Consider the following 22934-nt stretch of genomic DNA (forward strand, 5'->3'; position numbering starts at 1 on the left):
GGTCAGGAAACCTGTGAGATCCCTTGCAGGTCCTCAGGCAGAGTGCCGGATAGGGCAGCCCGGCTGACCAAGGCCCAGGCCCAGACGCGGATCCCTGCCGCACTGGGAGCGCTTCGGCGAGCGCGAACACAGGGAAGCCTGGGGAGCCTGGAACCGAACCCATAAGGGACCGGGACATACGTGCAGGGGAAGTCGTAGCGCCTTCATAGTACCTGCGAAGTCGGGGAACCGGACTCGCTGGGACCCGACGGAGGGAAGGGAGGCGCCACGGAGAGAGAACCGGTGGCGGGAAACACGGGAGGGGGCACTGAACCCCGCAAACCTGTCCACAGAACGCCAGCGGATAGCCGATCTGGGGGTCGCCACATGATGGCGAGCGAAGCTCTCCCGTGAGGAACCGGATGCGGGAAATCTGCACGTCCGGGTCTGCGAGGGGTGGGGATGGCAACATCCCCACCTACTCGGCACAGCGCATGCTCGCCGAGAGCGAACTGGCCGGCATCGTCGGAGACGATCACCGTCTCCGGCTGCAGGCCATGCGCCTGAGCGGGCGGTTCCGGTCGCCGCGGATCGCAGCCAAGCGGGCGAGGTCCTCGGATCCAACGATGACGCTGAGCAGCATTCCTCGCGGTTGCCGGAGAGGGCCGGACGACGCGCGCAGGCCAGATACGACATCGGGCCGACATCCGGGTCCGACGGGCCTGCCCGCAACCGCATGGTGTACTGCTCGGCGTCAGGCCACTTGCGAGACGCCGCTCGTCTCCTGGCTGCCGACGATCCGCAGGCTGGGGACGGCGCCCTCGCTGCCCGCCGTGTCCATGCTCATCTCGAACGCCGTCTCCAGCGTCGCCTCGATATCGTCGAGCGCCTGCATCGCCTCGAGCAGATAGCCACGCTGCGAATCCTCAAGAACATCCTCAATCGCGCAAGAGATCGAGACGATCGCCCTGCTGGCGAGATCCTGCAGGGCGCGCAAATCGACAGGGAGCATGAACGGGCACCTTGGCTCGGAGGCAGCGGTAGGTCACGTCCAGAAAATACAATCATTGCGCAGAGAAGCAAGGAATTTTTCAACTGAAAGTTACCATTTTCGCGATGCCAAAGGCATATGATACTGATTCAAAATATAAATCTTGCCGTAAACCTGACGGGCTAACATCACCGCCACCGTGCCGGTATTCGCAAAGCACTGGCGCCTCGCACGGCACGAAGCCGGCAAGCAATTATTCATGTCAAATTCGATATATTTAATAAAAAATGATAGAGTCTTAGAAATTCTTTTATGCAAAAAATGCACTGTTGTCTATCGACGCAGTTGGTAGTAGGTGTTGGCAAGCTAAAGCATCACGCCACGCCAGCCCCACTGTGTCGGCGGCGTCACACTCCGGTCTGCCCACCGCTGCAGCCTACTGCAGGCCGCGAGTCGAGAAGGAGCAGCATCTCCACCCGGTGCCCGCCGGTGTCGCTACTGCCCGCAACCGTTGTCGGTGCGAAGAGTTGCGGGAAAATTAAGACGGGCAGGGCCAATCGGCCGTGGTATCGACCATACGGTGCCGATGGGCGACCCCGGTGGCCCACGTTCCGCATCCAGCCACAGCTAGCAGAGAATCCGGTGGACGCTGCGCGCGGCCGTGGCCTCGATCCGCCGCCAGTCGAGCGGCGTAGCGACATGGCCGGGACGGAATCGCGGCAGCACGCCGGCTCGGCCGAGGAAATCCCGCAGATCCTTCGGCGTGATGGTACCGGAGAAGCCTCGCCGGCGGTCGCCGGCATGGATCACGCCCACCACATTGCCGTCCGCGTCCAGCACCGGTCCGCCCGAGGTGCCGGCGGCGGCCGGCACGTCGATCTCCAGCAGCCAGCGGATGCGCTCCTCCCGCGCCGCACCGAAGAACCGCACGCCATCCTCCCAGGTTGCCGGGATCTCCCGTCCGCCGCGATCGCGTAGGACGAAGCTTTCGGCCCGGCCGGCCTCAGGGTCGTGCACACTCAGCATGGCGCGCAGCACTTGGCCCGCCTGTGCTCGCAGCGCCCCGGGCGGGCGGCCGGCCATGGCCTCGACCGGATAGCCGAGCGCGAGCACCGCGGTGCCGCGCGCGAGGCCCTGCACCGCCGACAGCGGCAGGATGTCCGCCACCGTCTCGGGCCCTGCCAACAAGGCAAGATCGGAGTCCGGATCCTCATGCGCCACGCGCCATGGCCCGGGCAGGCCGGGGATCTCCATTCCGCCGCCGGCCTTACGGCAGGCGAGGACGACATGGTCGTTGGTGACGAGACGGCCAGGCGCGACCAGGAAGCCCGAGCCGGAGACATGCCGGACAGGGGCGGCCACCTCCGGCGGGCGTTGCGGCGGGTTGCCGGCGCCGCGCTGCGACCAGCCGAGCAGCGCGGCGCCCAGAAAGGCAAGACCCAGGAGGACACTTCCAACGGCGCGCGGCATGCCGGTCCCGTAGCGGATGCGAAAAATAGATGCTACACCATCAACCCACGGGATCGGAGGCATTTCGCTCCGGCCTATCGCGTGGAGTCAGGCCGTGCAGGGTATCCGCATTCTGCTGAGGCTCGCGGGGCACGAGGTCGATCAGCGCCAGTCGGACCTGCTTGCGGCAGGCCGGGCCCTGGCGGCGGCACGCGCCGGCCTCGCCGCGCACGAGGTGCGGCTGCAGGGGGAGCAGGCGGCCAGGCGCGAAGATGTCGGGGCCTGGCGGGACTGGGAGGCATGGGCCGCGACGGCGCGGCGCCTCGGTCGGGCGCATGCGGCCGCGGTCCACTCTGCCGAGCAGCGCGAGGCGGCCTCGCGCCATGCCCTGCAGGACGCGCTGGCGCACCGCCATCGCCTTGAACTGGCCCAGGCGGCCGCCGAACAGGAGGCGCGGCGCACGGCAGCCCGCCTCGCCGAGCTGGCGGCCGAGGAGGCGGTGCGCTGCCTGCCGACGTCCGGCGCGGCGGCGATCCCTGGGTGACTCCGCCGGCGCGCCACCTTCAAGCGGTGGCGTGATCCTGCACGGTGGGCAGGTCGGGCTTCTGCCGGAAGCGTGCCCAGGCCGCGAGGATCTCGCGCAACTGCTCCTCCTGACTCGCGCGCTCGCGGCGCAGGATCTGCAGGCGGCGACGCAGCTCGAGGATGAGGTGGCCGCGCGGCAGCTCGGCCCCGGTTTCGAAGCGCTCGAGGAAGAGCCGCCCGAGCTCGGGGTCGTCGCGCTCGATGCAGTAGGCAGCATAGGCCATCACCGAGCCGCGGCCGAACTCCACCATCTTCCGCCCGAAGGTCCGCAGCTCCAGCAGGCGCGGATGCTGCTCGACGATATGCGTCACCTCGGAGGGCGTCGGCTTGGCGTTGCGGGCGCCGGCCGGCTTCAGCTCGCGCTTCCACAGCAGCACCGCCGCCGCCGCCACCAGCGGCCGGTCGCCGAAGCTCTCCAGCGCCATGCCGAGATGCGGGCCGCGCTTGGCGTGGATGTCGTAGGTGGCATAGGCCTCGTCCGGCAGGCCGCGCATTACCGGCACCTCGATCGGCTGGCCGGCCTGCAGCACCGCGGAGAGGCGATGCTGGCCGTTCAGTAGCCGGCCCGAGCGCGAGAAGCAGATCGGCTGAGCATTCATCATCCAGTGCCCACTGCGGATGTCGCGCGCGATCGCGTCCACATGGGCCGCGATGATGCGCCGGTTCTGCGCGTTGTGCGCCAGGTACTCCTCGGCCAGCGCGGGAGTAATCGTCTCCACCGTCAGCGGGAAGACATGCGCCTCCCGCTCAAGGTTGGCGACTGCCTCGCGCAGCTTCGCCTGCGTCTCGTCGGTGGCACCCGTCTCGACCGGGTCGGTGAGGCCGGGATAGCCGACCAGCTCGGGGAATTCCTCGCCGCGTGTCGGGTTCACGCTGCGGTCCAGCCAGGCATAGCTGCGCTGCGGGGTATCGGTCAGCGCCGCGTTCATCGCCTTGATGCAGATGGCGAACAGCGTCGCCGGCTTCAGCCGGGTCGCCGGGTCGCCGCGCGTCAGTTCGATCAGGTCGCGCACCCGCGCCCCGGGCTCCATCGGCTCGTAGCGGTCAGGATGCGCCACCGCGTCCAGGAAGCGCCGCGTCACCGCCTTGTCCACGCGGAAGCCCATGAAGATCAGCGGCGTGCGCACCGCCTCGGCCAGCGTGGTCGCCTCGCTCTCGAGCGAGATCTTCACCGCCGAGACCAGGTCCGGGTTGGCCGCCAGCACCCGGTCGAGCCGCGACCAGGAGGGCGAGCCGGAGGTGCGGGTCATCTGCCGGTCCTGGTAGCGGATCAGTTTGACCAGCGCCGATTGCAGCGCGCCGGCATGCTGCATCCCGCGCGCCTCCAGCACGCCGGCGAAGGAGCGCCGGCGCTGCTGGTCGATGGTGTGCAGCACGTCATCGGGGATGTTGCGCGCCACCACCGTGGTGAAGGGCACCCCCGCCCGCACGCAGGCCCGCAGCCGCTGCAGCCCGTCCAGCAGCAGGCCGGAGCGCGAGAGGATCAGCGGCATGCCGTTCAGGATCCACCGGCCTTCGCGCATCGCCTCAGCATAGTTGGCGATCGCGGTCGGGTTCTCGCGGGCCGTGGGCCGTTTGCATTGCAGCAAGCCGACCGCGGCCTCCGGCGTGATCACCTCAATGCTGAATGCCGGCCCATGCGGGTCCGCGGACTGGATCTGCACGATCCGATCCACGTCGCTCTCCCGCAGCCCGGAGCCACCCCTCGCGGCCCCATACCCGTCCGACCGCATTCCATAGCCCTCATGCCATTCCAGACCAGCCTCACCGCGTCCCGGCAGGCCAGGGTTCCATTTCGTTCATCGGTACGATCCAGCCGCCTGAAGCAAGAAAAAGGTAAGCTTTGCGCCACCGCACCATCCAACCTGCGAGGACGCGCGCCATGTGCCCGATCGCCCTTGACCACAGCCACAGCATACGGACCTGACCGCGAAACTGCGAGTACCGGACGCAGGATCGGGTGCCCGTTTCCCTCGGCCGCCGCAGGCGGCAGCTCATACATCACAGAGCTAGGCAATCCTGCGAAAAATTTACATTACATTGCTGTCAGACGGTTCCAACCTCTTTCAGCGGCCGCCGTGCCGCCATCGCATCGGAACTCGCCACAGCCATTGTCAAAAACCGATGTCGTAACCAATCATGTTGTCTATCAATGCAACGGGCGATCTATGTACGCTAGCGTTCACGCCATCGTTTCGAAATAAGGCGACTTGTGGCGCAAGCCCGAGGCGAAGGAAGGGTGCAAGCCAGAGCCACGCTGTTCACGTCACCGACGCAGATCAGGGCGTTCTCCCTGACGATGCAGGTGGACTGTTCGTGCAGGAAGTGGCGCCGCTGGGCGGCCACCTTGCGATGTATCTTGCGCGCCAGCGCCTTGCGCCCGGCCCGCTGGGCGCGCGCCAGTTTCGCCGCCGCCGTGCAGATGTGGCGCGGGTTCTCGATCTTCTCGCCGGTCGAGAGGGCGGCAAGGTCTGTCAGGCCGAGGTCGATGCCAACCTCGCCGGTCCCGGCGGGCAAGTCATCCGCGACCTCGCAGGCGAGGTTGAGATACCAGCGCCCTTCGGCGTCCTGGCTGACACTACCCGAGCGGATGTCGGTCGGGATCGGACGCGACAGCCAGAGCCGGTACGTCCTGCCGAGGAAGGTGACGGTGTCGCCCGCGACCTTGAGAGGGCGGGCGCACTGGAAGGGCACCCAGCCCAACGCACGCTTCGGCCCTCGGCTGGCCCGCCAGCGTGGACGACGCCGCGTCGTGTCGCGGGCCTTGACCCAATGCTTGAGGACATCCTGCACGGTGTCGTTGTGCAGTCCGAGTTCCTTGCTGCTTCCGGCCGTCAGGCGCGCCAGTTCGGGAAAGGACGGTCACCGCTTGTTGTGACGGCGGCCGTCATTCTGAATGACACCGCAGTAGTTCCAGACGGTGTTCGCCGCACGGGCCATGCGCGACAGGCACTTGCCTGCCGTTGCGTTCTTGACTCTGTATCGGAACGTCTGCGGAAGTCATACAAGGCTTCAGGCGAGAGCGTCACAGCGTTTTCACGCCTTACTGTTCACTTGGTCTGCGTCACCAAATACCACCGCAAGGTATTCGATGCCGAGACGTTGGAATGGCTACAGGGCCACCTCACCAAGGTCTGCGGCACGATGGATTGCGAACTGCTCGCCTGCGGCGGCGAGGCCGACCACCTGCACGCCACTGTCGAGTACCCGCCGAAGGTGTTGGTTTCCGGGCTGGTCAATGCGCTCAAGGGCACGTCCAGCCGCCTGCTGCGGAAGGAGTGGCCAGACATCGCCCGCCGGTACGTCTATGGTGTGCTGTGGTCGCCCTCCTACTTCGCCGTCTCGACCGGCGGTGACATAGGAGCGCTCCGGTGGCATCCCGCGGGCGCTCGATCCTGTCCCGGTTTGTCCCTGGAGACTTCGCCAAGCACGGCGTGAGGCGATCCGCCGCCCCAACGGCAGTTTCAGATATGCGAAAATCCATAACTTGCTGCGTTGACCCGGCTTCCGAGGCTCTGTCTTTCCGTTGACGCACGCGGTGCGGATCGCAGGCTTGCAAGGCGGTCCCGTTCCGCCGGTCTGGCGTGGATGGCCCGGCACGCAACGGTGCCCAACGCCACGCGTGTCCCGCCCTGCTTCGACATTGAGGATGCCGGCCCGGGCCTGTTCCCTGGCGTTTCTGCCGGGCTCAATTCTGGCACGGCCACCTCTGCACGCCTTTACCTGACCATCCCAGGCCGCCGTGCTCAGGATCCCGGATCGGGATGCCGCCGCTGTTGCAAGTTAGCAACATGCACTGCGAAAAATCTCTCTGAGCAGGCCGGCCCGCAAAAAGCTCTCGCGGGCGTGATCTATTGCGAATAAGTCTGTTCCGAAGAAGAATTCCTCAACCTTTGCGCAACATTCAGTCAAGCGATGGCAGCCGTGGACGAAACGCCAATCCTTCCCCCCTCCGCCGCCAGTGGCCAGGTCCGCCGTGGCGAAGCTATGCGAAATGCTACGACTCGCGGCCACCAGCGGGTGGCGCGCATCCGGCGCTGCCAGGCCGCCGGCCAGCCGAGCGAGGAGGAGATCCGCCACATGGTCGAGCAGTACCTCGCCCACGGCGGCCAGGTGCATGTCTGCGCGCCGGCCTATGTCGTCCCGGTGCAGAGTGCCAAGGTGCCCGCGGTGGACGTCCGCTCCTGACCTCGGCCGGCGGCGGCCTGTGGCGCCGCCGCGGCCGCCCGGCCCTGACGCTTCGGGGCTCCTGCCGCGGCCTGACCCGCGGCCGCCCCGTCCTGCCGGGCCCGCCCCCGGCCTCTCCGCCTCTCAGCTCACCGCCGCCCCGCCGAGCACCGCCGCCAGCCGGGCGAAGGCGTCCGGCGCCGTGGCGCGCTCCGCGACCCCCTGCGCGAGCAGCGCCTCCAGCCCCGGCTGCAGCCCGATCGCCATGTCCACCGCGGGATCGCTGCCCGCCCGGTAGGCGCCGAGCCGGATGAGCTCCGCCATGTCGGCATAGGTCGTCAGGTGCCGCCGCGCCTCGGCCAGCAGCGCCATTTCCTCCGCCGTGTGGCAGCCCGGCAGCGAGCGGCTGACCGAGCGCAGCACGTCGATCGCCGGCCAGCGGCCGCGCTCGCCGATCTTCCGGTCGAGCACCAGGTGCCCGTCCAGGATGCCGCGCACCGCATCGGCGATCGGCTCGTCATGGTCATCGCCGTCCACCAGCACGGTGAAGACCGCGGTGATGTCGCCCTCGCCCTCCGGCCCTGGCCCCGCCCGCTCCAGCAGCGCGGGCAACTCGGTGAAGACCGAGGGCGTGTAGGACCGCGCCGTCGCCGGCTCGCCGGCGGCGAGCCCGATCTGCCGCTGCGCATGCGCGAGGCGGGTCACGGAATCCAGCAGCAGGAAGACCTGCCGCCCTTCCATGCGAAAATACTCCGCAACCGCCAGACTAGCCTGGGCGGCGCGGCGCTGCGCCAGGGCCGGCTGGTCGGAGGTAGCCACCACCACGACCGCGCGGCGGCGTGCCTCCGCATCCAGGGTGCGGTCGAGGAATTCGCGCACCTCCCGCCCGCGCTCGCCGACCAGCCCCACCACGATCACGTCGCTCTCGATGAAGCGCGCCAGCATGCCCATCAGCGTGGACTTGCCGACGCCCGAGGCGGCGAAGACGCCCATGCGCTGGCCCTGGCAGATCGGCGTGAAGACGTCGACCGCGCGGATGCCGGTCTCCAGCCTTCGCCCGAGCAGCCGGCGACGCAGCGAATCCGGCGGCAGGTTGCGCAGCGGCGCGGCGCGCCGGCCGGCCGGCAGCGGCCCGGCCCCGTCCACCGGCCGGCCCAGCCCGTCCACCACCCGGCCGAGCCAGGCCTCGCAGGGGAAGAGCATCGGCGCCTCGCCGAGCAGGACGCGGGCGCCCGGCGCCAGGCCCTCGGTCCGGCCCTCCGGCACGGCGATCGCCCCCTCGGGGCCGAAGGCCACCAGCTCGGCCGGGATCGGCGCGCCGCCGGCGCGCAGCATCTGCAGCCGGTCGCCGAGCGTGAGGCTGCGGCCGAGGCCGGCGACGGTGAGGCTCGCGCCGCGCACGCCGGTCAGGGTGCCCCAGCGCTCGGCCCGCGGCAGGCGGCGGATCTGCTCGGCCGCATCGGCCAGGGTGGCCGCCGGCGGGCGGCTGGCGAGGTCTGCCTGGATCGAGGTCACGCTGCGCTTCCCACGGTGCTGTCGCGGCTTCAGCCGCCCGTGCAGTTTCGCCCGATGCGCTCCTGCCGTCTATGCGAAAAAATCTGGATAACAACCAATGATGCGATTATGGTCTGCCCATATCACACCGGCCTTTGCGGTGCTGCGGAGAAACCACATGCTCGACGGCATCGACGTGTTTCGCGTGACGGGCGCTCGCATGCGCTACCTCGCGGAACGCCAGAATCTGCTCGCGCAGAACATCGCCAATGCCGACACCCCGCATTACCAGGCGCGCGACCTGAAGCCCTTCAGCTTCGACAGCGCGTTGCTGCGCGCCATGCCGGGCGCCTCCCTGTCCCCGGCCGCGACGCGGCCCGGTCACGTCACCGATGCCGGGCCTGGCGCCGCGCCGCTGCGCGGCCGGCGCGCCTCGAACGGCGAGGACCCGGACGGCAACACCGTGGATCTCGAGGAGCAGATGCTGAAGCAGGCCGATGTCGGTCGCGCCTATGACCTGGCGACGACCGTCTACCGCCGCAACATCGGGTTGCTGCGCACCGCCGCCGGGGGCCGTTGAGCATGCTCTCCCGCAACAGCCCGGTCGGCGGCGTCGGGGCGATCAGCCAGGCGATGGCCACCGCCGCCTCTGGCATGTCGGCGCAGGCGCTGCGCATGCGCCTTGCGACCGAGAACCTAACCAATGCCGAGAGCACCGCGGCGGTGCCCGGCGGCGATCCCTACAGCCGGCGCGTGCTGACCTTCGAGCAGCAGGTGGACCGTGCCTCCGGCGCGCAGCTGGTGGTGCCCGGCCGCATCACCCGCGACCCCGGCGACTTCCGCCTGGAATACGACCCCGGCCACCCCGCGGCCGACGAGCGCGGCTACGTCAAGCTGCCCAACGTCCAGCCGCTGATCGAGCAGGCCGACCTCCGCGCCGCGCAGATCTCCTACGAGGCCTCCGTCGCGGTCGTGCAGCAGGCCCGCTCCATGTACGCCAAGACGCTCGATATCCTGAAAGGCTGACCCAGGCCATGACCCCGCAGACCGCCGCCATCCAGCCCGTCTCCGTCGCCATGCGCGCCTATGGCGCCCAGGCCACGGCCCGCAGCGACTTCGGCAACATGGTGGGCGAGGCCACGCGCGGCGCGCTGAACACCCTGCGGCAGTCCGAGGCGACCAGCGCCCGCGGCGTCGCCGGCACTGCCGACGTGCAGGAAGTGGTGCAGGCCGCGGCGGCGGCGGAGCTGACCGTGCAGGTGGTCACGCAGCTCCGCGACCGCGCCCTCTCGGCCTATTCCGACGTGCTGCGCATGACGGTCTGACGCCGCAGCGCCCGCCGGGAGAATCCCCATGCGCCATCCGCGCCGCGGCGCCGCCCGATGAACGAGGGCGACGTCGTCGAGATCCTGCGCAGCGGCTTCTGGGCCACCATCGTCGTCGCCGGCCCGCCCCTGCTGGCGGCGCTGGTGGCCGGCCTTGCCGTCTCCATCCTGCAGGCGCTGACGCAGATCCAGGAGATGACGCTGGCGGCGGTGCCGAAGATCGTCGTCACCCTGCTCGTCGTCATGCTCAGCCTGCCGCTCGGCTTCGCCGCGCTGCGCGCCTTCATGGACGAGATCGCGCACCGCATCGTCGGCCTCTGACGGACGAACCGAAATGGGCATTCTCGACCGACTGAAGCGCGGCCTCGGCCACCAGGACCTGCTCTTCGCCGCAGCGCTCGTCGTGCTGCTCGCGGTGCTGGTCCTGCCGATGCCCACCTGGCTGGTGGATATCGGCCTCGCCACCTCCATCACGCTCTCGGTGCTGATCCTGATGGTCGCCATCTGGATCGACCGGCCGCTCGACTTCTCGGCCTTCCCCACCGTGCTGCTGATGGCGACGATGCTGCGCCTCGCGCTCAACCTCGCCACCACTCGCCTCATCCTCGCCAACGGCCATACCGGGCTGGAGGCGGCGGGCGGGGTCATCCACGGCTTCGCCTCCTTCGTCGTCGGCGGCGACTTCATCATCGGCGTGATCGTCTTCGCCATCCTGATCGTGGTGAACTTCGTCGTCGTCACCAAGGGCGCGACCCGCATTGCCGAGGTGGCGGCGCGCTTCAGCCTCGATGCCATGCCCGGCAAGCAGATGGCGATCGACGCCGACCTCGCGGCCGGCACCATCGACGACAAGGAGGCGCGGCGCCGCCGGCGCGAGCTGGAGGATGAGAGCGGCTTCTACGGCGCCATGGACGGCGCCTCGAAATTCGTCCGCGGCGACGCGGTCGCCGCCATCATCATCACCGGCGTTAACGTGCTGGGCGGCATTGTGATCGGCACGCTGCGGCATTCGCTGCCGCTGTCCACCGCCGCCTCGCACTACGTCACGCTGTCCATCGGCGACGGCATCGTCTCGCAGATCCCGGGGCTGATCGTCTCGATCGGCGCCGGCATGCTGGTGACCAAGGGCAACCTGCGCGGCTCGGCGGACAAGGCGCTGGTCGGCCAGCTCGGCGCCCAGCCGAAGCCGCTCTACCTCGCGGCGGCGCTCGCCGGCCTCTTCGCCCTGCTGCCCGGCCTGCCCTTCCTGCCCTTCCTCGTGCTCGGCGGCATGGCCGCGGGCGGCGGCTGGCTGGCGCAGCGCAGCGCCCGCCGCGTCGCCGAGGCGGCGGCCGAGCCCGCCGCCGGCAGCGGCGCGGTGGCGGCGGAGGAGTCGATCTCCGACCTGATCCGGGTGGACGAGGTCTGCCTCGAGCTCGGCATGGGCCTCGTCCCGCTGACCGCGGGCAAGCAGGGCGGCATCGCCGACCGGGTGAAGAAGCTCCGCCGCTCCTTCGGGTTGGAGTTCGGCTTCATCCTCCCCTCGGTGCGCATCAAGGACAATCTCAACCTCGCTTCCGGCGAGTACTCGGTCCAGGTGCAGGGCGTGGAGGTGGCGCGCGAGACCATGATGCTCGGGCGCCTGCTGGCCTTCTCGCCCGGCGGGCAGGAGATCGCCATCCCCGGCACCGACACGCTCGAGCCGGCCTTCCGCATCCGCGCCCGCTGGATCGACGCGGAGCACCGCGAGGCGGCGATGCGCGCGGGCCTCACCGTCGTCGACCTCGAGACGGTGGTGACGACACACCTCGCCGAGCTGCTGAAGCAGCATATGGCGTCGCTGCAGGGCTATGCCGCGACGCAGCGGCTGCTGGATGGCCTGCCGCAGGAGCACCAGCGGCTGGCCTCCGACCTCGTGCCGGCGCTGCTGCCGCTCGCTTCCGTCCAGAAGGTGCTGGCGACGCTGCTGGCCGAGCGCGTCTCCATCCGCAACCTGCCGCTGATCCTCGAGGCCCTGCACGAGGCGGCGAGCTTCACCCGCAACGTGCCGCAGCTCGCCGAGCATGTCCGCCAGCGCCTGGCCATGCAGATCTGCCGCGGCCTGGCACAGGAGGACGGCAACGTCACCGCCCTCGTCCTCTCGCCGGAATGGGAGCGCGAGGTCTCTGAGGCGATCATCGAGGAGGGCGACCAGCGCAGCTTCCTCCTCGCCCCGTCGCGGGTGCAGGAGCTGGTGGCCAACATGCGCAGCCGCATCGGCGAGGCGACCGCGCGCGGCGACTGGCCGGCGATCCTGACCTCGGCGCCGGCGCGGCCCTTCATCCGGCAATTGGTGGAACGGATCAACCCGACCATCGCCGTCATCTCGCATGCCGAGCTGCATCAGCGCACGCGGCTGCGCACGGTCGGCCAGATCTAGGTGCAGGCGGCACTCTCCCTGCAGGCCGCGCTACCGGCCGAGCTGCACCGGCTGCTGCTGGTCTTCTGCCGGATCTCGGCGGCGCTGCTGCTGCTGCCGGGCTTCGGCGATGCCGGCGTGCCGGCGCGCATCCGCACCCTGGCCGCGCTCGCCATGGCGCTCTGCCTCGCGCCGGTCGCCGGACCGGCCAGCCCTGGCGGCGCCACGCTGGAGACGCTCCGGATGGTGGTGGCCGAGATCACCGCGGGCATCGTGCTCGGCCTGCTCGGGCGGCTGGTAGTGGCCGGCATCCAGGCGGCCGGTCAGGTGATCGGCCAGTGCATCGGTCTGGCCAACATCTTCACCACTGGCATGGGCCCCGATCCCTCGGCCACCCTCGGCGCCGCCATCCAGGCCGGCAGCATCGCCGCGCTCTTCGCCATCGGCGGCCACCATGCCGCACTCCGCGCGGTGGCCGAGAGCTACGAGGTGGTCGCGCTCGGCAGCCTGCCGGCGCTGCCGCAGACGGCCGAGCTGCTGGCGCTGGCCGTGGCGCGCTGCTTCGCCCTCGCCGTGCAGCTCGCCATGCCCTTCCTGGTGCTGGCGCTCGCGGCCAACCTGGCCATGGCCGGCATCAACCGCGCCCTGCCGTCCATGCCGGTCTTCATGATCGGCGCGCCGGCGCTGCTGCTGGCCGGCCTCTACCTCCTGGCGGCGACCGCGCCCTCCCTGCTCGGGGAGGCGCTGGGCGCCCTCGGCCAGGGCATGCAGCTGCGCTGAGGCGAGGAGGGCGCGATGGCGGAGCAGGACGGCCAGGAAAAGACGCTCGACGCCTCGCCCCGCAAGCTCGAGGAGGCACGGCGGCGCGGCGACGTCCCCATCTCGCGCGACGGCGCGAGCTTCGGCGTCCACCTCGCCGTGCTGGTGGTGGTCGGCCTCGGCGGTCCCCTGCTCGCCGGCCATGTCGCCGCGGTCCTGCTGCCCTTCATCGAGCAGCCGGAGGGCTGGCTGGAGCTGAACGAGATCGGGCTGCGCGATGTCGGCCTCGCCTTGACCGGCGCCATCGTCCTGGTGCTGCTGCCGTTGTTCGGCCTGATGATGGCGGGCGGCCTGATACCCTACCTGGCGCAGGGCTCCGTCGTGGTCACGGCGGAGCGGATCCGGCCAAAATTCTCCAACCTCTCGCCCATGCGCGGCCTCAAGCGCATCTTTGGCCTCAAGGCGTTGGTCGAGTTCGGCAAGTCGCTGGCCAAGGCCATGGCCTCGGCCGGCGCGGCCTATGTCGTCATCCGCCCGCTCTATGACCGCAGCACCGGCTTCGCCGCCCTCGACCCCGTCGCCTTCGGGCCCCTGGCGCTGGAGGTGCTGCTCGCCCTGCTCGGCACCGCCACGCTGGTCTATGGCGTGATCGCGCTGTTCGACATCAGCTTCCAGCAGTTCGAGTACCGCCGCCGCCAGCGCATGAGCCTGCAGGAGATGAAGGAGGAGCTGCGCTCGACCGAAGGCGACCCGCATGCCAAGGCGCACCGGCGCAAGATGCAGCGCCAGGGCTCCAAGCGGCGCATGCTGGCCGAGGTGCCGAAGGCGACGGTGGTGATCGCCAACCCCACCCATTTCGCCGTCGCCCTGCGCTATCGCCGCGGCGAGGATCCGGCGCCGGTCTGCGTCGCCAAGGGCGTGGATGCGGTGGCATTGCGCATCCGGGAGGCGGCGCGGGCGGCTGGCGTGCCGGTGGTGGAGGAGAAGCCGCTGGCCCGGGCGCTGCACGCCAGTGTGGAAATCGGCGAGACCATCCCCAAGGCGCATTTCGAGGCGGTGGCGAAGGTGATCGGCATCGTCTGGGCGCGCGCCGGCCAGCCGCGCGGTGCGGATCGAGGCACCGGATCGGGGCGTACGCAAGGCGCTCGTCTGTAATCCTGCGGCGGCCGCCATCCCACCACCGGAGCGGCAGGGGGATGCCGCATCGGCGGTGCCCGTCCGTGCCGGTGGCCACGAGGCAAGGGACATGCTCAGAGTCATTGGCTGCCTGTCGCAATACCACGATCCGATGATCGTGGTCGGAGCGGTGGTGATCTGTCTGCTGGCGAGTCTGGCCGCCTGCCTGCTGATGGAGCGGATGCGCGAGGCCGGGCGTCGCGGCCAGCGGCGGATGCAATGGTGCTGGCAGATCCAGGTCGGGCTGGTGCTCGGCGGTGGCGCCTGGACCACGCATTTTGTCGCCATGCTCGCCTACGACCCCGGCCTGCCAACCGGCTTCGACCTGGGCACCACGCTCGCCTCGGCGGTGGTCGCCGTCCTGGCCGCGATCCTCGGGGCGGGACTCTGCACCGGGCAGGACACCGGGCGGCACCTCGCCGGCGGCGCGCTGGCCGGGGCGGGTATCGGCGCCATGCATTATCTCGGCATGGCGGGTCTGCGCATCCAGGCGGTGCTGCACTTCGACGGGCCCCTGGTGCTCGCCTCGCTTCTCGCCATCGTGCTGCTGGGCGCCCCGGCCTTCCGGCTGGCGGCACGGGGGGGCTGGCGGCGCGGTGTCGGCGCCGCCCTGGTCCTGACCGCCGGCATCGGCACCGTGCACTTCACCGGCATGGCGGCGATCGAGGCGCTGCCTGACCCGACGCTGCCATTGCCCGACGCCGTAGGTGACCATCATGCGCTGACGCTCGTGCTCGGCCTCGGCGTCGGCTTCGTCCTGCTCGTCGGCCTCGCGACCCTGCTGCTGGACGCCCGCGGCACGGCACGGCGGCAGGCCGAGGAGGCGGCACGGCTGCGCAGCCTGGCGGAGGCGACCTTCGAGGGTGTGGCGATCTGCGACGGCCCGGTCATCGCCGAGATGAACCATCAGCTCGCCGGACTGCTCGGCCGGCCGCGGCAGGAGGTGGTCGGCATGCCGCTCGCCAGTTTCCTCGCACCGGACCGGGCGGGCGAGGTCGCGGCGTTGCTGCTCGAGGCGGAGAGCCGGCCGATCACGGTCGAGCTGGCCGGTGCCGAGGATGTGGCGGTACCGGTGGAGCTGCGGGTACGGCCATTGGAGGCGCTCTCCGGCGAACGCAAGGTGGTCGCCGTGCGCGACCTGCGCGCCTCGCTGGCCAGCGAGGCGCGGATCCGCCACCTGGCGCTGCACGACTCGCTGACCGAGCTCGGGAACCGCGTGATGCTGCGCGAGCGCCTCGCCGCCGAGCTCGCCCTCGCCCGCACGACCGGCCGCGGCCTCGCCGTGCACTGCCTCGATCTCGATCGCTTCAAGGCGGTGAACGACCTGCACGGCCATGCCGCCGGCGACGACCTGCTGCGCCAGGCAGCGGCGCGGATCTGCGCCGAGCTGCGTGAGGCGGACGTCGCCGCCCGGTTGGGCGGCGACGAGTTCGTGGTGGTGCAGTCCGCGGCCGATGCGCAGGGCGCCGCGCGCCTCGCCACGCGGCTGACCAGAGCGCTGTCCCGGCCCTTCCGCATCCTGGAAGGCCAGCAGGTTTCCATCTCCGGCTCGGTTGGCGTGGCGCTCTTCCCGGCCGATGGCGACCAGCCGGAGACGCTGCTGGCCCGCGCCGACATGGCGCTCTACGAGGTGAAGGAGGGCGGGCGGAACGGCTTCGCCTTCTACCACCCGGCGCTCGAGACGGAGACGCGCAACCGCCGCCAGCTGGAGCAGGACCTGAAGCGGGCCGAGGCCGAAGGCCAGCTTTTCCTGCAGTACCAGCCGCAGGCCGATGTCCGCTCCTGTGGCATCAGTGGGTTCGAGGCGCTGCTGCGTTGGCGCCACCCCGAGCGCGGGCTGGTGCCACCCGACCTGTTCATCCCGCTGGCAGAGGCGAGCGGCATGATCGTGCCGATCGGCGCCTGGGTGCTGCGCGAGGCCTGCGCCGAGGCGGCGCGCTGGAAGGTGCCGCTCAGCATTGCCGTCAATGTCTCGCCGGTGCAGATCCAGCACGGCGACCTGGTCGAGCTGGTCACGGCGACGCTGGCGGAAACCGGCCTCGATCCGACGCGGTTGGAGCTGGAAGTGACCGAGGGCGTCCTGCTGCGCGATGGCGCCCGCGCCCTCACGGTGCTGACGCGGCTCCGGGAGCTCGGTGTGCGCATCGCGCTCGACGACTTCGGCACCGGCTACTCCTCGCTCAGCACGCTGCGCGCCTTTCCCTTCGACAAGATCAAGGTGGACCGCAGCTTCGTCCGCGACCTTGCCTCCTCCACCGAATCGGCGGCGATCGTCCGCGCCGTGCTCGGCCTCGGGCACGGCCTCGGCCTGCCGGTGATCGCCGAAGGAGTGGAAACCGAGGAGCAGCGCAGGGCCCTGGCCGAGAGCGGCTGCGCCGACATCCAGGGCTACCTGATCGGCCGGCCCGCGCCGATCGGCGCCTTCGCGGCCGTGACGGGCCTTCGCGCCGATGCCGGCAGTGTCGTCCACTGACAGGTGCCGCAGCGCAGCGGTGCGTCTGTCGCACCTGGCGCGATGCCATCTCCACAGCGGCTGCGCGGAGGCACCCGACGACTTGAGGGCAGCGGACCTCTGAAATAATCCGTGGTCCTGTCCGTCAGAGGGCGCTGAAACGGGCCTGCCTCAGGAAAATGCCATGCACCCCGATCCGATGTCGATGCCTACCATTATTTCTGATCAAGAATGGCTCTCCCACATGCAGTCGCGGCGGGAGATCCTTGCCGAACTCGATGAGGTCTTCCCCGATGGCGGCAACCTGACCGTCGAGAACGGAGCGGTCACGGCGCTGCCCGGTTCGGGCCGGGCGGCGCGGGATTCCTTCCTGGCAGCGCTGGAGGACATGGCGGCAGGCTTTGCCGAGATCGAGGCGGCCGAGCAGCACTACAAGGGACGCATGGAGGTCTGGATGGTCCAGAACCACCTGTCCTGGGGCACACGGGCGACCGCATGGCTGGGCTCGCTGGTGTCGTCCAAGCTGCGGGCGGACCACCGCCGTCACATGGAGCTGCTCCAGGAGAAGCTGGTATCGCCGGCTGCGGAAGAGCGGCAGTTCCGCCTGGCGCAGTCGATGGCCGATGCCCGCGTGCAGCGCGCGGCGATGCGGGCGGCGGCCTGGATGGCGCAGACGATGACGGCGATGCTGCTGACCGGGCGCACGCCCTCGCTGCCCCTCGTCGGGGCGGTGCGCGCGCATGACGTGGCGGTGGTGCGACGTGCCCTGTTGCGGCACACGGTCGACATCTCCGGTGCCGGTCGCAGCCGGCGCTTCAGGATCGAAATGGTCCCGCCGCAGCCGCCACGACGGCGTCCGCTGCTGGTCTGGCCTGCCGCCCTGGGAGCGTCGTCCCTCCCGCGCCAGGTCGATGATCCCGTGGCAATGGCCGCGGCGGTGCGGGCCGACGGCATCGACTGGAGTGGCGACAACGAATGCCTGCTGGATGTGCATGACTGGCAGGTTCGCATGCCGCTAAGCGAGAGCGGGATGGGGCGGCTCCAGAAGCTGCTCGGGCGGTTTCGCAGCTACCAGTCGGTGCGCGGGCGCGAGGACTCCATGGTCTTCGCCTATGATGTCCCCGAAGGTGTCGAGAACATGCGGCTCAGCCGTGTGCTGCTGCCCCGCACCACGGACCAGTACCGCCTGTCCGTCAGGCTGCGCTATGCGACCGTGCTGCGGGATCAAAGCGTGCTCGCCATCGCGCTTGCCCTGGCGGGGCGCTGAGGCGTTCCGGTCCGGATGGTTCCCGGCGCCGCGGCCGCGCCCTCCGCAACCGCGGCGGCGCGGCCGGGCCGCCGGGACGTCAGCCCGGCCGCGCCTGCCAGTCCTGCAGCACCGAGGCGAGTGTCGTCTCCCAGGGTACGGACGGGGCCCAGCCGAGGTCCCGCCGCGCGGCCGCGGCGTCGCCCATCGTGCGGACAACGTCGGTGGGCCGCAGGCGTGTGGCCTCCTCCTCGATCCGCGCGGTGACGCCGGCGAGCCGCATGAGATCGGACAGGATGGTACCGATGTGCCGCGGCGTGCCGCTGGCCAGGTTGAACACCGCGCCGGGGTGCAACTCGCCGCCCCGGCGCAGCACGGTGACGTAGCCGGCACAGACATCCGCGACGTCGAGGTAGTCGCGCCAGCGCTCGAGCGCCCCGACCCGCAGCACCGGCTCCGCCCGTCCGGCCGCGATGGCCGCGACCTGCCGGGCGAAGGCCGGCACGACGAAGCCGTCGGACTGGCCGTGGCCAGTATGGTTGAAGGGCCGCATCCGGATGGCGCGAAGGCCGCGCAGCGCCATTTCGCCGACAGCCAGATCGGCGGCCGCCTTCGACGCGGCATAGGGATTGGCCGGCTGCAGCGGCGCGGCTTCGTCGAGCGCCACCCCGCCCTGGAACGAGAGGCCATACACCTCGGCCGAGGAGGCATGTACGAAGAGCGCCTCCGGTACCTCCATGCGCACGGCCTCGCCGAGCGCGACCGTGCCCAGCAGGTTCGTCCGCCAGGTCAGCATCGGGTCGCGGAAGGATGCCGCGACCATGGCGAGCGCCGCGAGATGGATGATCGCGTCCGGCCGCACCTGGCGCAGTGCGTGGGCGCAGCCTGCCGGGTCGAGCAAATCCAGCGTCACCGTCCGGTCCCAGCCGGCAACCGCGCCGCCGCGGGCGGCGGCGATCAGCTCCGCCGTCGGGAAGGCCGCGCGCAGGGCCGGGCGCAGATGGCCGCCGACGAACCCGGCGGCGCCGGTGACAAGGATGCGCTGCATGATGCGTCAGCGGCTGGCGGCGCGGTGGCGGGCGATATCGGCCTCGACCATCTCCCCGATCATGTCCTCGAAGGAAATCGTCGGTACCCAGCCGAGCCTGGTCCTCGCCTTGCCCGCGTCGCCGAGCAGCACGTCCACCTCGGCGGGCCGCATGAAGCGCTCGTCGGTCCGCACGAATTCCTGGTAGTCGAGGCCGACGCAGGCAAAGGCCACGCGGCACATCTCCCGCACGCTCACGGTGCGCCCCGTCGCCACGACATAGTCGTCCGGCGTCTCCTGCTGCAGCATCAGCCACATCGCCCGCACGTAGTCGCGCGCATGGCCCCAGTCGCGGGTCGCCTCGAGATTCCCCATCACCAGCTCCCGGGCCAGGCCCAGCTTGATGCGCGCCACGCCGTCGGTGACCTTGCGGGTGACGAACTCGATGCCGCGCAATGGGCTTTCATGGTTGAACAGGATGCCCGAAGAGGCGTGCATCCCGAAGCTCTCGCGGTAGTTCACCGTGATCCAGTGGGCATAGAGCTTCGCCACGGCATAGGGGCTGCGTGGATAGAAAGGCGTGCGCTCGCTCTGCCGGTCCTGCTGGATCTTGCCGAACATCTCCGAGGAGGAGGCCTGGTAGAAATGCGCCTCCGGCGCGGCCAGGCGCGCTGCCTCCAGCACGTTGTGCGCGCCGAGGCCGGTGACGTTGCCGGTCAGCAGCGGCTGATCCCAGGAGGTGCGGACGAAGGACTGGGCGCCGAGATTGTAGATCTCGGCCGGCCTGGTGACCTGCAGCGCGCGGATGATGGAGGAGAGGTCCATCAGGTCGCCATCGATCATCTCGACCTGGCCCTCGATGCCGAGCCAGCGCAGCCGCTCGCCCATCACCTCGGCCGAGGCCGAGCGCCGCAGCAGCCCGAAGACCTGGTATCCCTTCTCCAGCAGGAGTTGCGACAAATAGGCTCCATCCTGTCCGGTGATGCCGGTGACCAATGCGCGTCGCATATCTTGACAACCATGAATTTATGCTCTGCCGGCTTAAGGCCTGCCCCCGATGCTGGCGACACTGCGCCGCGCCGCAGTGGATCGCATCTGCGTTAGCATCCGCTCCCCTGCGGCGTTGCCGCCTAGCGGAGCAAGGCCGCGTAATCCGGCAGCGGAAAGACCATGGACGGCGTCTGCGGCGCAGGGTCGGCGGCCAGGCGCCGCAGATACGCCGCTGCGGCGGCGATATCCGGCTCCGCCCAGGTGGCGCCCGGCAGGTCGTAGGTGGCCTGCGGATCGCGGGCCGGCACCGACCGCCACGGCACCGCGAAGGTTCCGGGCCCGGCCATGAAGTCCATGTTGCCCGACCAGCCCGTGGCAACCACCGGCCGTCCCAGCGCCATCGCCTCCGCGACCACGAAACCGAAGCCCTCGGCGCGGTGCAGGGAGAGGACGGCATCCGCGGCCAGCATCAGGGCCGCGAGATCAGCCTCCGGCATCACCTGGTCGATCACCCGTACATTCGCCGTCGCCGTCGCGGCGGCTGCCACCTCGGCCCAGGCCCTGCCGGCACGGGCGGCGTTCTGGGTTTTCAGCACCAGCAGGTGGCACGGGCTGTCGCCGAACGCCGCCCGGTGCGCCGCGATAGCGCCGAGCGGATTCTTGCGCGACAGCGAGGAGCCCGCATCGAACACCTGCAGCGCCACGAATGCGTCCTCCGGCAGGCCGAAATCGGCGCGGCGAAGGCCGGAAGGGCAGGGCCGGGGCACCGGATAGGGCACCACCGCGACGGGCGCGCCCGATGCCCGCCGGCAGGCCTCGGCCACGAAGCGGGAGGCGACCCAGATCCGGTGGCAGGCGCGGAAGCCGCGTGTCCAATCGGCCGGCAGCACCGGCAACTCCCAATTCCACACGCCGATCACGCGCTTGCCGGCGACGGCCCGACGGCCGAGGGCGAGCAGGGCCCAGGGCAGCATGGGCGCGTTCACGTGCACGAGGAGGGTGCCCGGCCCGTCCGGTACCTGCGGCGGTGGGCCGGGCGGTCCCTGGCGCAGCGGCCCGGTCAGGTCGGCCATCGCCGCCTCCAGCCCTGCCGTCTGCAGCCCGACGTGCAGCCGGCGGGCCGCCATGCCCAACCCGGTCATGGCGCTGAAATATCCCGCTACCGTCAGGCTCCCGCGGCCCGGCGGCTCGGGTCGCGCGATGGGCGGCGCGAGCGCGGCGGTCGCGGTGAACAGCATCTCCCGCCGCAGACCCCGCGGCAGGGCTTGCCACAGCTGATGCGCCGGGCTCATTTCGCAAGAACAGCGTCGAGGCCCGTCCGCAGGTGCTGCGCCTGCTGGCTCCAGTCCCGCAGGCGCGTCCCGGCCCGCCGGGCACCACTCGCCAGCCGGTCATAGGTGGCGGGGTCGAGCAGTTGCAGCATGGCGGCGGCAATCGCATCGGGCGTCGGCGCGCTGACCAGCCCGGCCTTGCCGTCCTCGACCTGCTCCGGCAGGCCGCCGACGGCGGTCGCCACCACCGGCACGCCGAGCGCGAGCGCGAGCGGCAGGACGCCGGACTGGCTGGCTTCCCGGTAAGGCAGGACGAGCGCGCGCGTCGAGGCGATCAGCGGTGCCAGCTCGGCATCCGGCACCCAACGCTGCTCGACATCGACGCCGGGCAGCCTGGCCAGACCGGGGGCGCAGGCCTCCGCATTGCCCTCGCCGACCACCCGTAGCCTCGCATCCGGGCGGATGGCGCGCAGCCGGGGCCAGGCATTCCGCAGGAGGTCGAGGCCCTTGTAGTGGCGGAGGCGGCCGAAGAAGAGGAAATCCGAGCGCGGCGTCGCGGCCGGTGCCGTGTCGTAGGGCAGGTGCGCGCCCATCGACAGCCGGATCAGCGGCAGATCGGGCCGACGCGCGGCAATCTTGCTCGCCACTGCGTTGCTCAGCACCACCGCGGCCCGCGCCGCGGCGAGCTCGCGATCGAGCCGCCATTGGAACAGGGGGCCTGGATCGCCGGGATGCGGGACCGCATCATGGATGACGGGCACATAGGCGAGGCCGGCCCGCGCCAGCGAAGGCGCGACCAGCGACGTCCAGGGATGCGACATGGCGGAGAGCACCACGGGCGCGTCCTCCGCCACGGCGAAGCGTCGCAGGGCGGCGGCAAGCTGCGGTACGCGGCCGAGGCCGGCCGCGAAGCCGATCCGGTCGGTATAGGTGCAGACCTCCTGCCGCGGCACGGGCAGGGCGCGGAAGGCCTCGACGAGCTCGCCCTGCCGGGACACGGACAGGGTCAGGCCATTCGGTACCATCGCGCGCGCCAGGGAGAGCGCGAACTGCGCCCCGCCGCCCCGCCTGCCCCAGTACCACAGAAGCACCCGCAATAATTTTTCCTCAGGAACGTATCCTTATGCATCATTTAATAAAGTATATTGCATCGCAAACCAAGTGCTGTGCCGGTTTCGTCGTGCAGCATGGCCTCGGTTCGCAGGATGAGGCCGGTCGATCCGAGAAAGGGTTGTCGTCTGAACCGTTCTGAATATTCCACGAGTTCTGGGGGGATTGCTCCAGATGAGCATGAGCGAGTCCAGCGTTGCTGATTTTAGATTGATTTTGTAAAGTAGATATATGCCAAATGGTTGTAGAAATATGGGGTGCGGCGGTATGTCGTCGCGTTCACGCAGCAGCAGCGACGGAACTGATGTTCTGCGTGCCTCGAACACTGGGTTCCTGCGGCTTGGTGGCCGCTGAGACCACATCAACCCGGCCCGCCTCTGCGCGCCGTTCGTTCTACGGGGGCGGCAAGCCCTTCGTCAGCATCGGCTGCGGCAAAACCGGACCGGCGGACCCATGCCTGCGTGGCCTGCAGCACTCTTTCGCCTTGTCACGGGTCAATCGGGGCATGACCGCACGGAGCGCCACGCCCGCCTTTC

The 22934-nt window shown here is 70.1% G+C and carries 20 protein-coding genes and 1 pseudogene; 12 read left to right on the plus strand and 9 right to left on the minus strand.

Translation table 11 applies throughout. The annotated features are described in order from the left end of the window. Positions 1 to 733: 733 nt before the first annotated feature. Entirely contained in the window at positions 734 to 991 is a 258-nt protein-coding gene (locus Q7A36_RS32645; protein ID WP_305107983.1) for a hypothetical protein, read from the minus strand. A gap of 606 nt (positions 992 to 1597) precedes the next feature. Then, on the minus strand, positions 1598 to 2440 hold the full coding sequence (locus Q7A36_RS32650; protein WP_305107984.1) for a S1 family peptidase: 843 nt from the start codon (positions 2438 to 2440) through the stop codon (positions 1598 to 1600). 94 nt (positions 2441 to 2534) lie between these two features. On the opposite strand from Q7A36_RS32650, the gene Q7A36_RS32655 reads away from it, so the two are divergent. Then, entirely contained in the window at positions 2535 to 2963 is a 429-nt protein-coding gene (locus tag Q7A36_RS32655) for a hypothetical protein (RefSeq protein WP_305107985.1), read from the plus strand. 19 nt (positions 2964 to 2982) lie between these two features. Here Q7A36_RS32655 and Q7A36_RS32660 read toward each other — a convergent pair whose 3' ends face one another. Both Q7A36_RS32660 and Q7A36_RS32665 read right to left on the minus strand, forming a co-directional pair. Then, entirely contained in the window at positions 2983 to 4680 is a 1698-nt protein-coding gene (locus Q7A36_RS32660; RefSeq protein ID WP_305107986.1) for a hypothetical protein, read from the minus strand. Between the two features lie 499 nt (positions 4681 to 5179). Continuing rightward, positions 5180 to 5797, minus strand: a complete 618-nt coding sequence (locus Q7A36_RS32665) for an RNA-guided endonuclease InsQ/TnpB family protein (RefSeq protein WP_305107987.1) — start codon at positions 5795 to 5797, stop codon at positions 5180 to 5182. 209 nt (positions 5798 to 6006) lie between these two features. Between Q7A36_RS32665 and tnpA the strand changes: the two are divergent. Continuing rightward, a pseudogene (tnpA, locus tag Q7A36_RS32670) lies at positions 6007 to 6442 on the plus strand (IS200/IS605 family transposase). Positions 6443 to 6991: 549 nt separating this feature from the next. Further along, positions 6992 to 7192, plus strand: a complete 201-nt coding sequence (locus Q7A36_RS32675; RefSeq protein WP_305107988.1) for a hypothetical protein — start codon at positions 6992 to 6994, stop codon at positions 7190 to 7192. A 123-nt stretch (positions 7193 to 7315) separates the two neighbouring features. On the opposite strand, the gene Q7A36_RS32680 is transcribed toward Q7A36_RS32675, so the two are convergent. After that, positions 7316 to 8686, minus strand: coding sequence for a FliI/YscN family ATPase (locus Q7A36_RS32680; RefSeq protein WP_305107989.1), 1371 nt, complete (start codon positions 8684 to 8686; stop codon positions 7316 to 7318). 157 nt (positions 8687 to 8843) lie between these two features. Between Q7A36_RS32680 and Q7A36_RS32685 the strand changes: the two genes are divergently transcribed. From Q7A36_RS32685 to Q7A36_RS32725, 9 genes are all read left to right on the plus strand, one after another. Then, a complete protein-coding gene (locus Q7A36_RS32685; protein ID WP_305107990.1) occupies positions 8844 to 9245 on the plus strand; it encodes a flagellar basal body rod protein FlgB in 402 nt (133 codons plus the stop codon). Positions 9246 to 9247: 2 nt separating this feature from the next. Then, positions 9248 to 9691: a flagellar basal body rod protein FlgC gene (flgC, locus tag Q7A36_RS32690; protein WP_305107991.1), complete on the plus strand. Its 444-nt coding sequence runs from the start codon at positions 9248 to 9250 to the stop codon at positions 9689 to 9691. Between the two features lie 8 nt (positions 9692 to 9699). Then, positions 9700 to 9990, plus strand: a complete 291-nt coding sequence (locus Q7A36_RS32695) for a flagellar hook-basal body complex protein FliE (protein ID WP_305107992.1) — start codon at positions 9700 to 9702, stop codon at positions 9988 to 9990. Between the two features lie 57 nt (positions 9991 to 10047). Beyond that, positions 10048 to 10311 carry a flagellar biosynthetic protein FliQ gene (locus tag Q7A36_RS32700; protein WP_305107993.1) on the plus strand — a complete coding sequence of 88 codons (264 nt, stop codon included), beginning with the start codon at positions 10048 to 10050 and terminating at the stop codon, positions 10309 to 10311. Between the two features lie 13 nt (positions 10312 to 10324). Then, positions 10325 to 12388 carry a flagellar biosynthesis protein FlhA gene (gene flhA, locus Q7A36_RS32705; RefSeq protein ID WP_305107994.1) on the plus strand — a complete coding sequence of 688 codons (2064 nt, stop codon included), beginning with the start codon at positions 10325 to 10327 and terminating at the stop codon, positions 12386 to 12388. Further along, entirely contained in the window at positions 12389 to 13147 is a 759-nt protein-coding gene (locus Q7A36_RS32710; RefSeq protein ID WP_305107995.1) for a flagellar biosynthetic protein FliR, read from the plus strand. It begins immediately after the preceding gene. Positions 13148 to 13162: 15 nt separating this feature from the next. Continuing rightward, on the plus strand, positions 13163 to 14281 hold the full coding sequence (locus tag Q7A36_RS32715; RefSeq protein ID WP_305107996.1) for an EscU/YscU/HrcU family type III secretion system export apparatus switch protein: 1119 nt from the start codon (positions 13163 to 13165) through the stop codon (positions 14279 to 14281). Between the two features lie 91 nt (positions 14282 to 14372). Beyond that, the gene (locus Q7A36_RS32720; RefSeq protein ID WP_305107997.1) at positions 14373 to 16775 is read left to right on the plus strand and encodes a putative bifunctional diguanylate cyclase/phosphodiesterase; all 2403 of its coding nucleotides are present in this window, start codon (positions 14373 to 14375) and stop codon (positions 16773 to 16775) included. A 163-nt stretch (positions 16776 to 16938) separates the two neighbouring features. After that, on the plus strand, positions 16939 to 18021 hold the full coding sequence (locus Q7A36_RS32725; RefSeq protein ID WP_305107998.1) for a hypothetical protein: 1083 nt from the start codon (positions 16939 to 16941) through the stop codon (positions 18019 to 18021). Between the two features lie 79 nt (positions 18022 to 18100). Here Q7A36_RS32725 and Q7A36_RS32730 read toward each other — a convergent pair whose 3' ends face one another. The 4 genes from Q7A36_RS32730 to Q7A36_RS32745 form a co-directional block, all read right to left on the minus strand. Continuing rightward, entirely contained in the window at positions 18101 to 19048 is a 948-nt protein-coding gene (locus tag Q7A36_RS32730) for a GDP-mannose 4,6-dehydratase (protein ID WP_305107999.1), read from the minus strand. A 6-nt stretch (positions 19049 to 19054) separates the two neighbouring features. Beyond that, positions 19055 to 20035 carry a GDP-mannose 4,6-dehydratase gene (locus Q7A36_RS32735; RefSeq protein ID WP_305108000.1) on the minus strand — a complete coding sequence of 327 codons (981 nt, stop codon included), beginning with the start codon at positions 20033 to 20035 and terminating at the stop codon, positions 19055 to 19057. 122 nt (positions 20036 to 20157) lie between these two features. Beyond that, a complete protein-coding gene (locus Q7A36_RS32740) occupies positions 20158 to 21255 on the minus strand; it encodes a glycosyltransferase (RefSeq protein WP_305108001.1) in 1098 nt (365 codons plus the stop codon). 50 nt (positions 21256 to 21305) lie between these two features. Then, a complete protein-coding gene (locus Q7A36_RS32745; RefSeq protein WP_305108003.1) occupies positions 21306 to 22379 on the minus strand; it encodes a glycosyltransferase family 4 protein in 1074 nt (357 codons plus the stop codon). Positions 22380 to 22934 lie beyond the last annotated feature (555 nt).

The sequence above is a fragment of the Paracraurococcus lichenis genome, assembly GCF_030657435.1.
Taxonomy (GTDB): domain Bacteria; phylum Pseudomonadota; class Alphaproteobacteria; order Acetobacterales; family Acetobacteraceae; genus Paracraurococcus; species Paracraurococcus lichenis.

Coding starts and splice junctions, on each gene's coding strand:
- Q7A36_RS32700 (WP_305107993.1), top strand. CDS start 10,048: ATGAACGAGGGCGACGTCGTCGAGATCCTGCGCAGCGGCTTCTGGGCC.
- Q7A36_RS32720 (WP_305107997.1), top strand. CDS start 14,373: ATGCTCAGAGTCATTGGCTGCCTGTCGCAATACCACGATCCGATGATC.
- Q7A36_RS32735 (WP_305108000.1), bottom strand. CDS start 20,035: ATGCGACGCGCATTGGTCACCGGCATCACCGGACAGGATGGAGCCTAT.
- Q7A36_RS32715 (WP_305107996.1), top strand. CDS start 13,163: ATGGCGGAGCAGGACGGCCAGGAAAAGACGCTCGACGCCTCGCCCCGC.
- Q7A36_RS32650 (WP_305107984.1), bottom strand. CDS start 2,440: ATGCCGCGCGCCGTTGGAAGTGTCCTCCTGGGTCTTGCCTTTCTGGGC.
- Q7A36_RS32645 (WP_305107983.1), bottom strand. CDS start 991: ATGCTCCCTGTCGATTTGCGCGCCCTGCAGGATCTCGCCAGCAGGGCG.
- Q7A36_RS32685 (WP_305107990.1), top strand. CDS start 8,844: ATGCTCGACGGCATCGACGTGTTTCGCGTGACGGGCGCTCGCATGCGC.
- Q7A36_RS32740 (WP_305108001.1), bottom strand. CDS start 21,255: ATGCTGTTCACCGCGACCGCCGCGCTCGCGCCGCCCATCGCGCGACCC.
- Q7A36_RS32730 (WP_305107999.1), bottom strand. CDS start 19,048: ATGCAGCGCATCCTTGTCACCGGCGCCGCCGGGTTCGTCGGCGGCCAT.
- Q7A36_RS32695 (WP_305107992.1), top strand. CDS start 9,700: ATGACCCCGCAGACCGCCGCCATCCAGCCCGTCTCCGTCGCCATGCGC.
- Q7A36_RS32725 (WP_305107998.1), top strand. CDS start 16,939: ATGCACCCCGATCCGATGTCGATGCCTACCATTATTTCTGATCAAGAA.
- Q7A36_RS32675 (WP_305107988.1), top strand. CDS start 6,992: ATGCGAAATGCTACGACTCGCGGCCACCAGCGGGTGGCGCGCATCCGG.
- flgC (WP_305107991.1), top strand. CDS start 9,248: ATGCTCTCCCGCAACAGCCCGGTCGGCGGCGTCGGGGCGATCAGCCAG.
- flhA (WP_305107994.1), top strand. CDS start 10,325: ATGGGCATTCTCGACCGACTGAAGCGCGGCCTCGGCCACCAGGACCTG.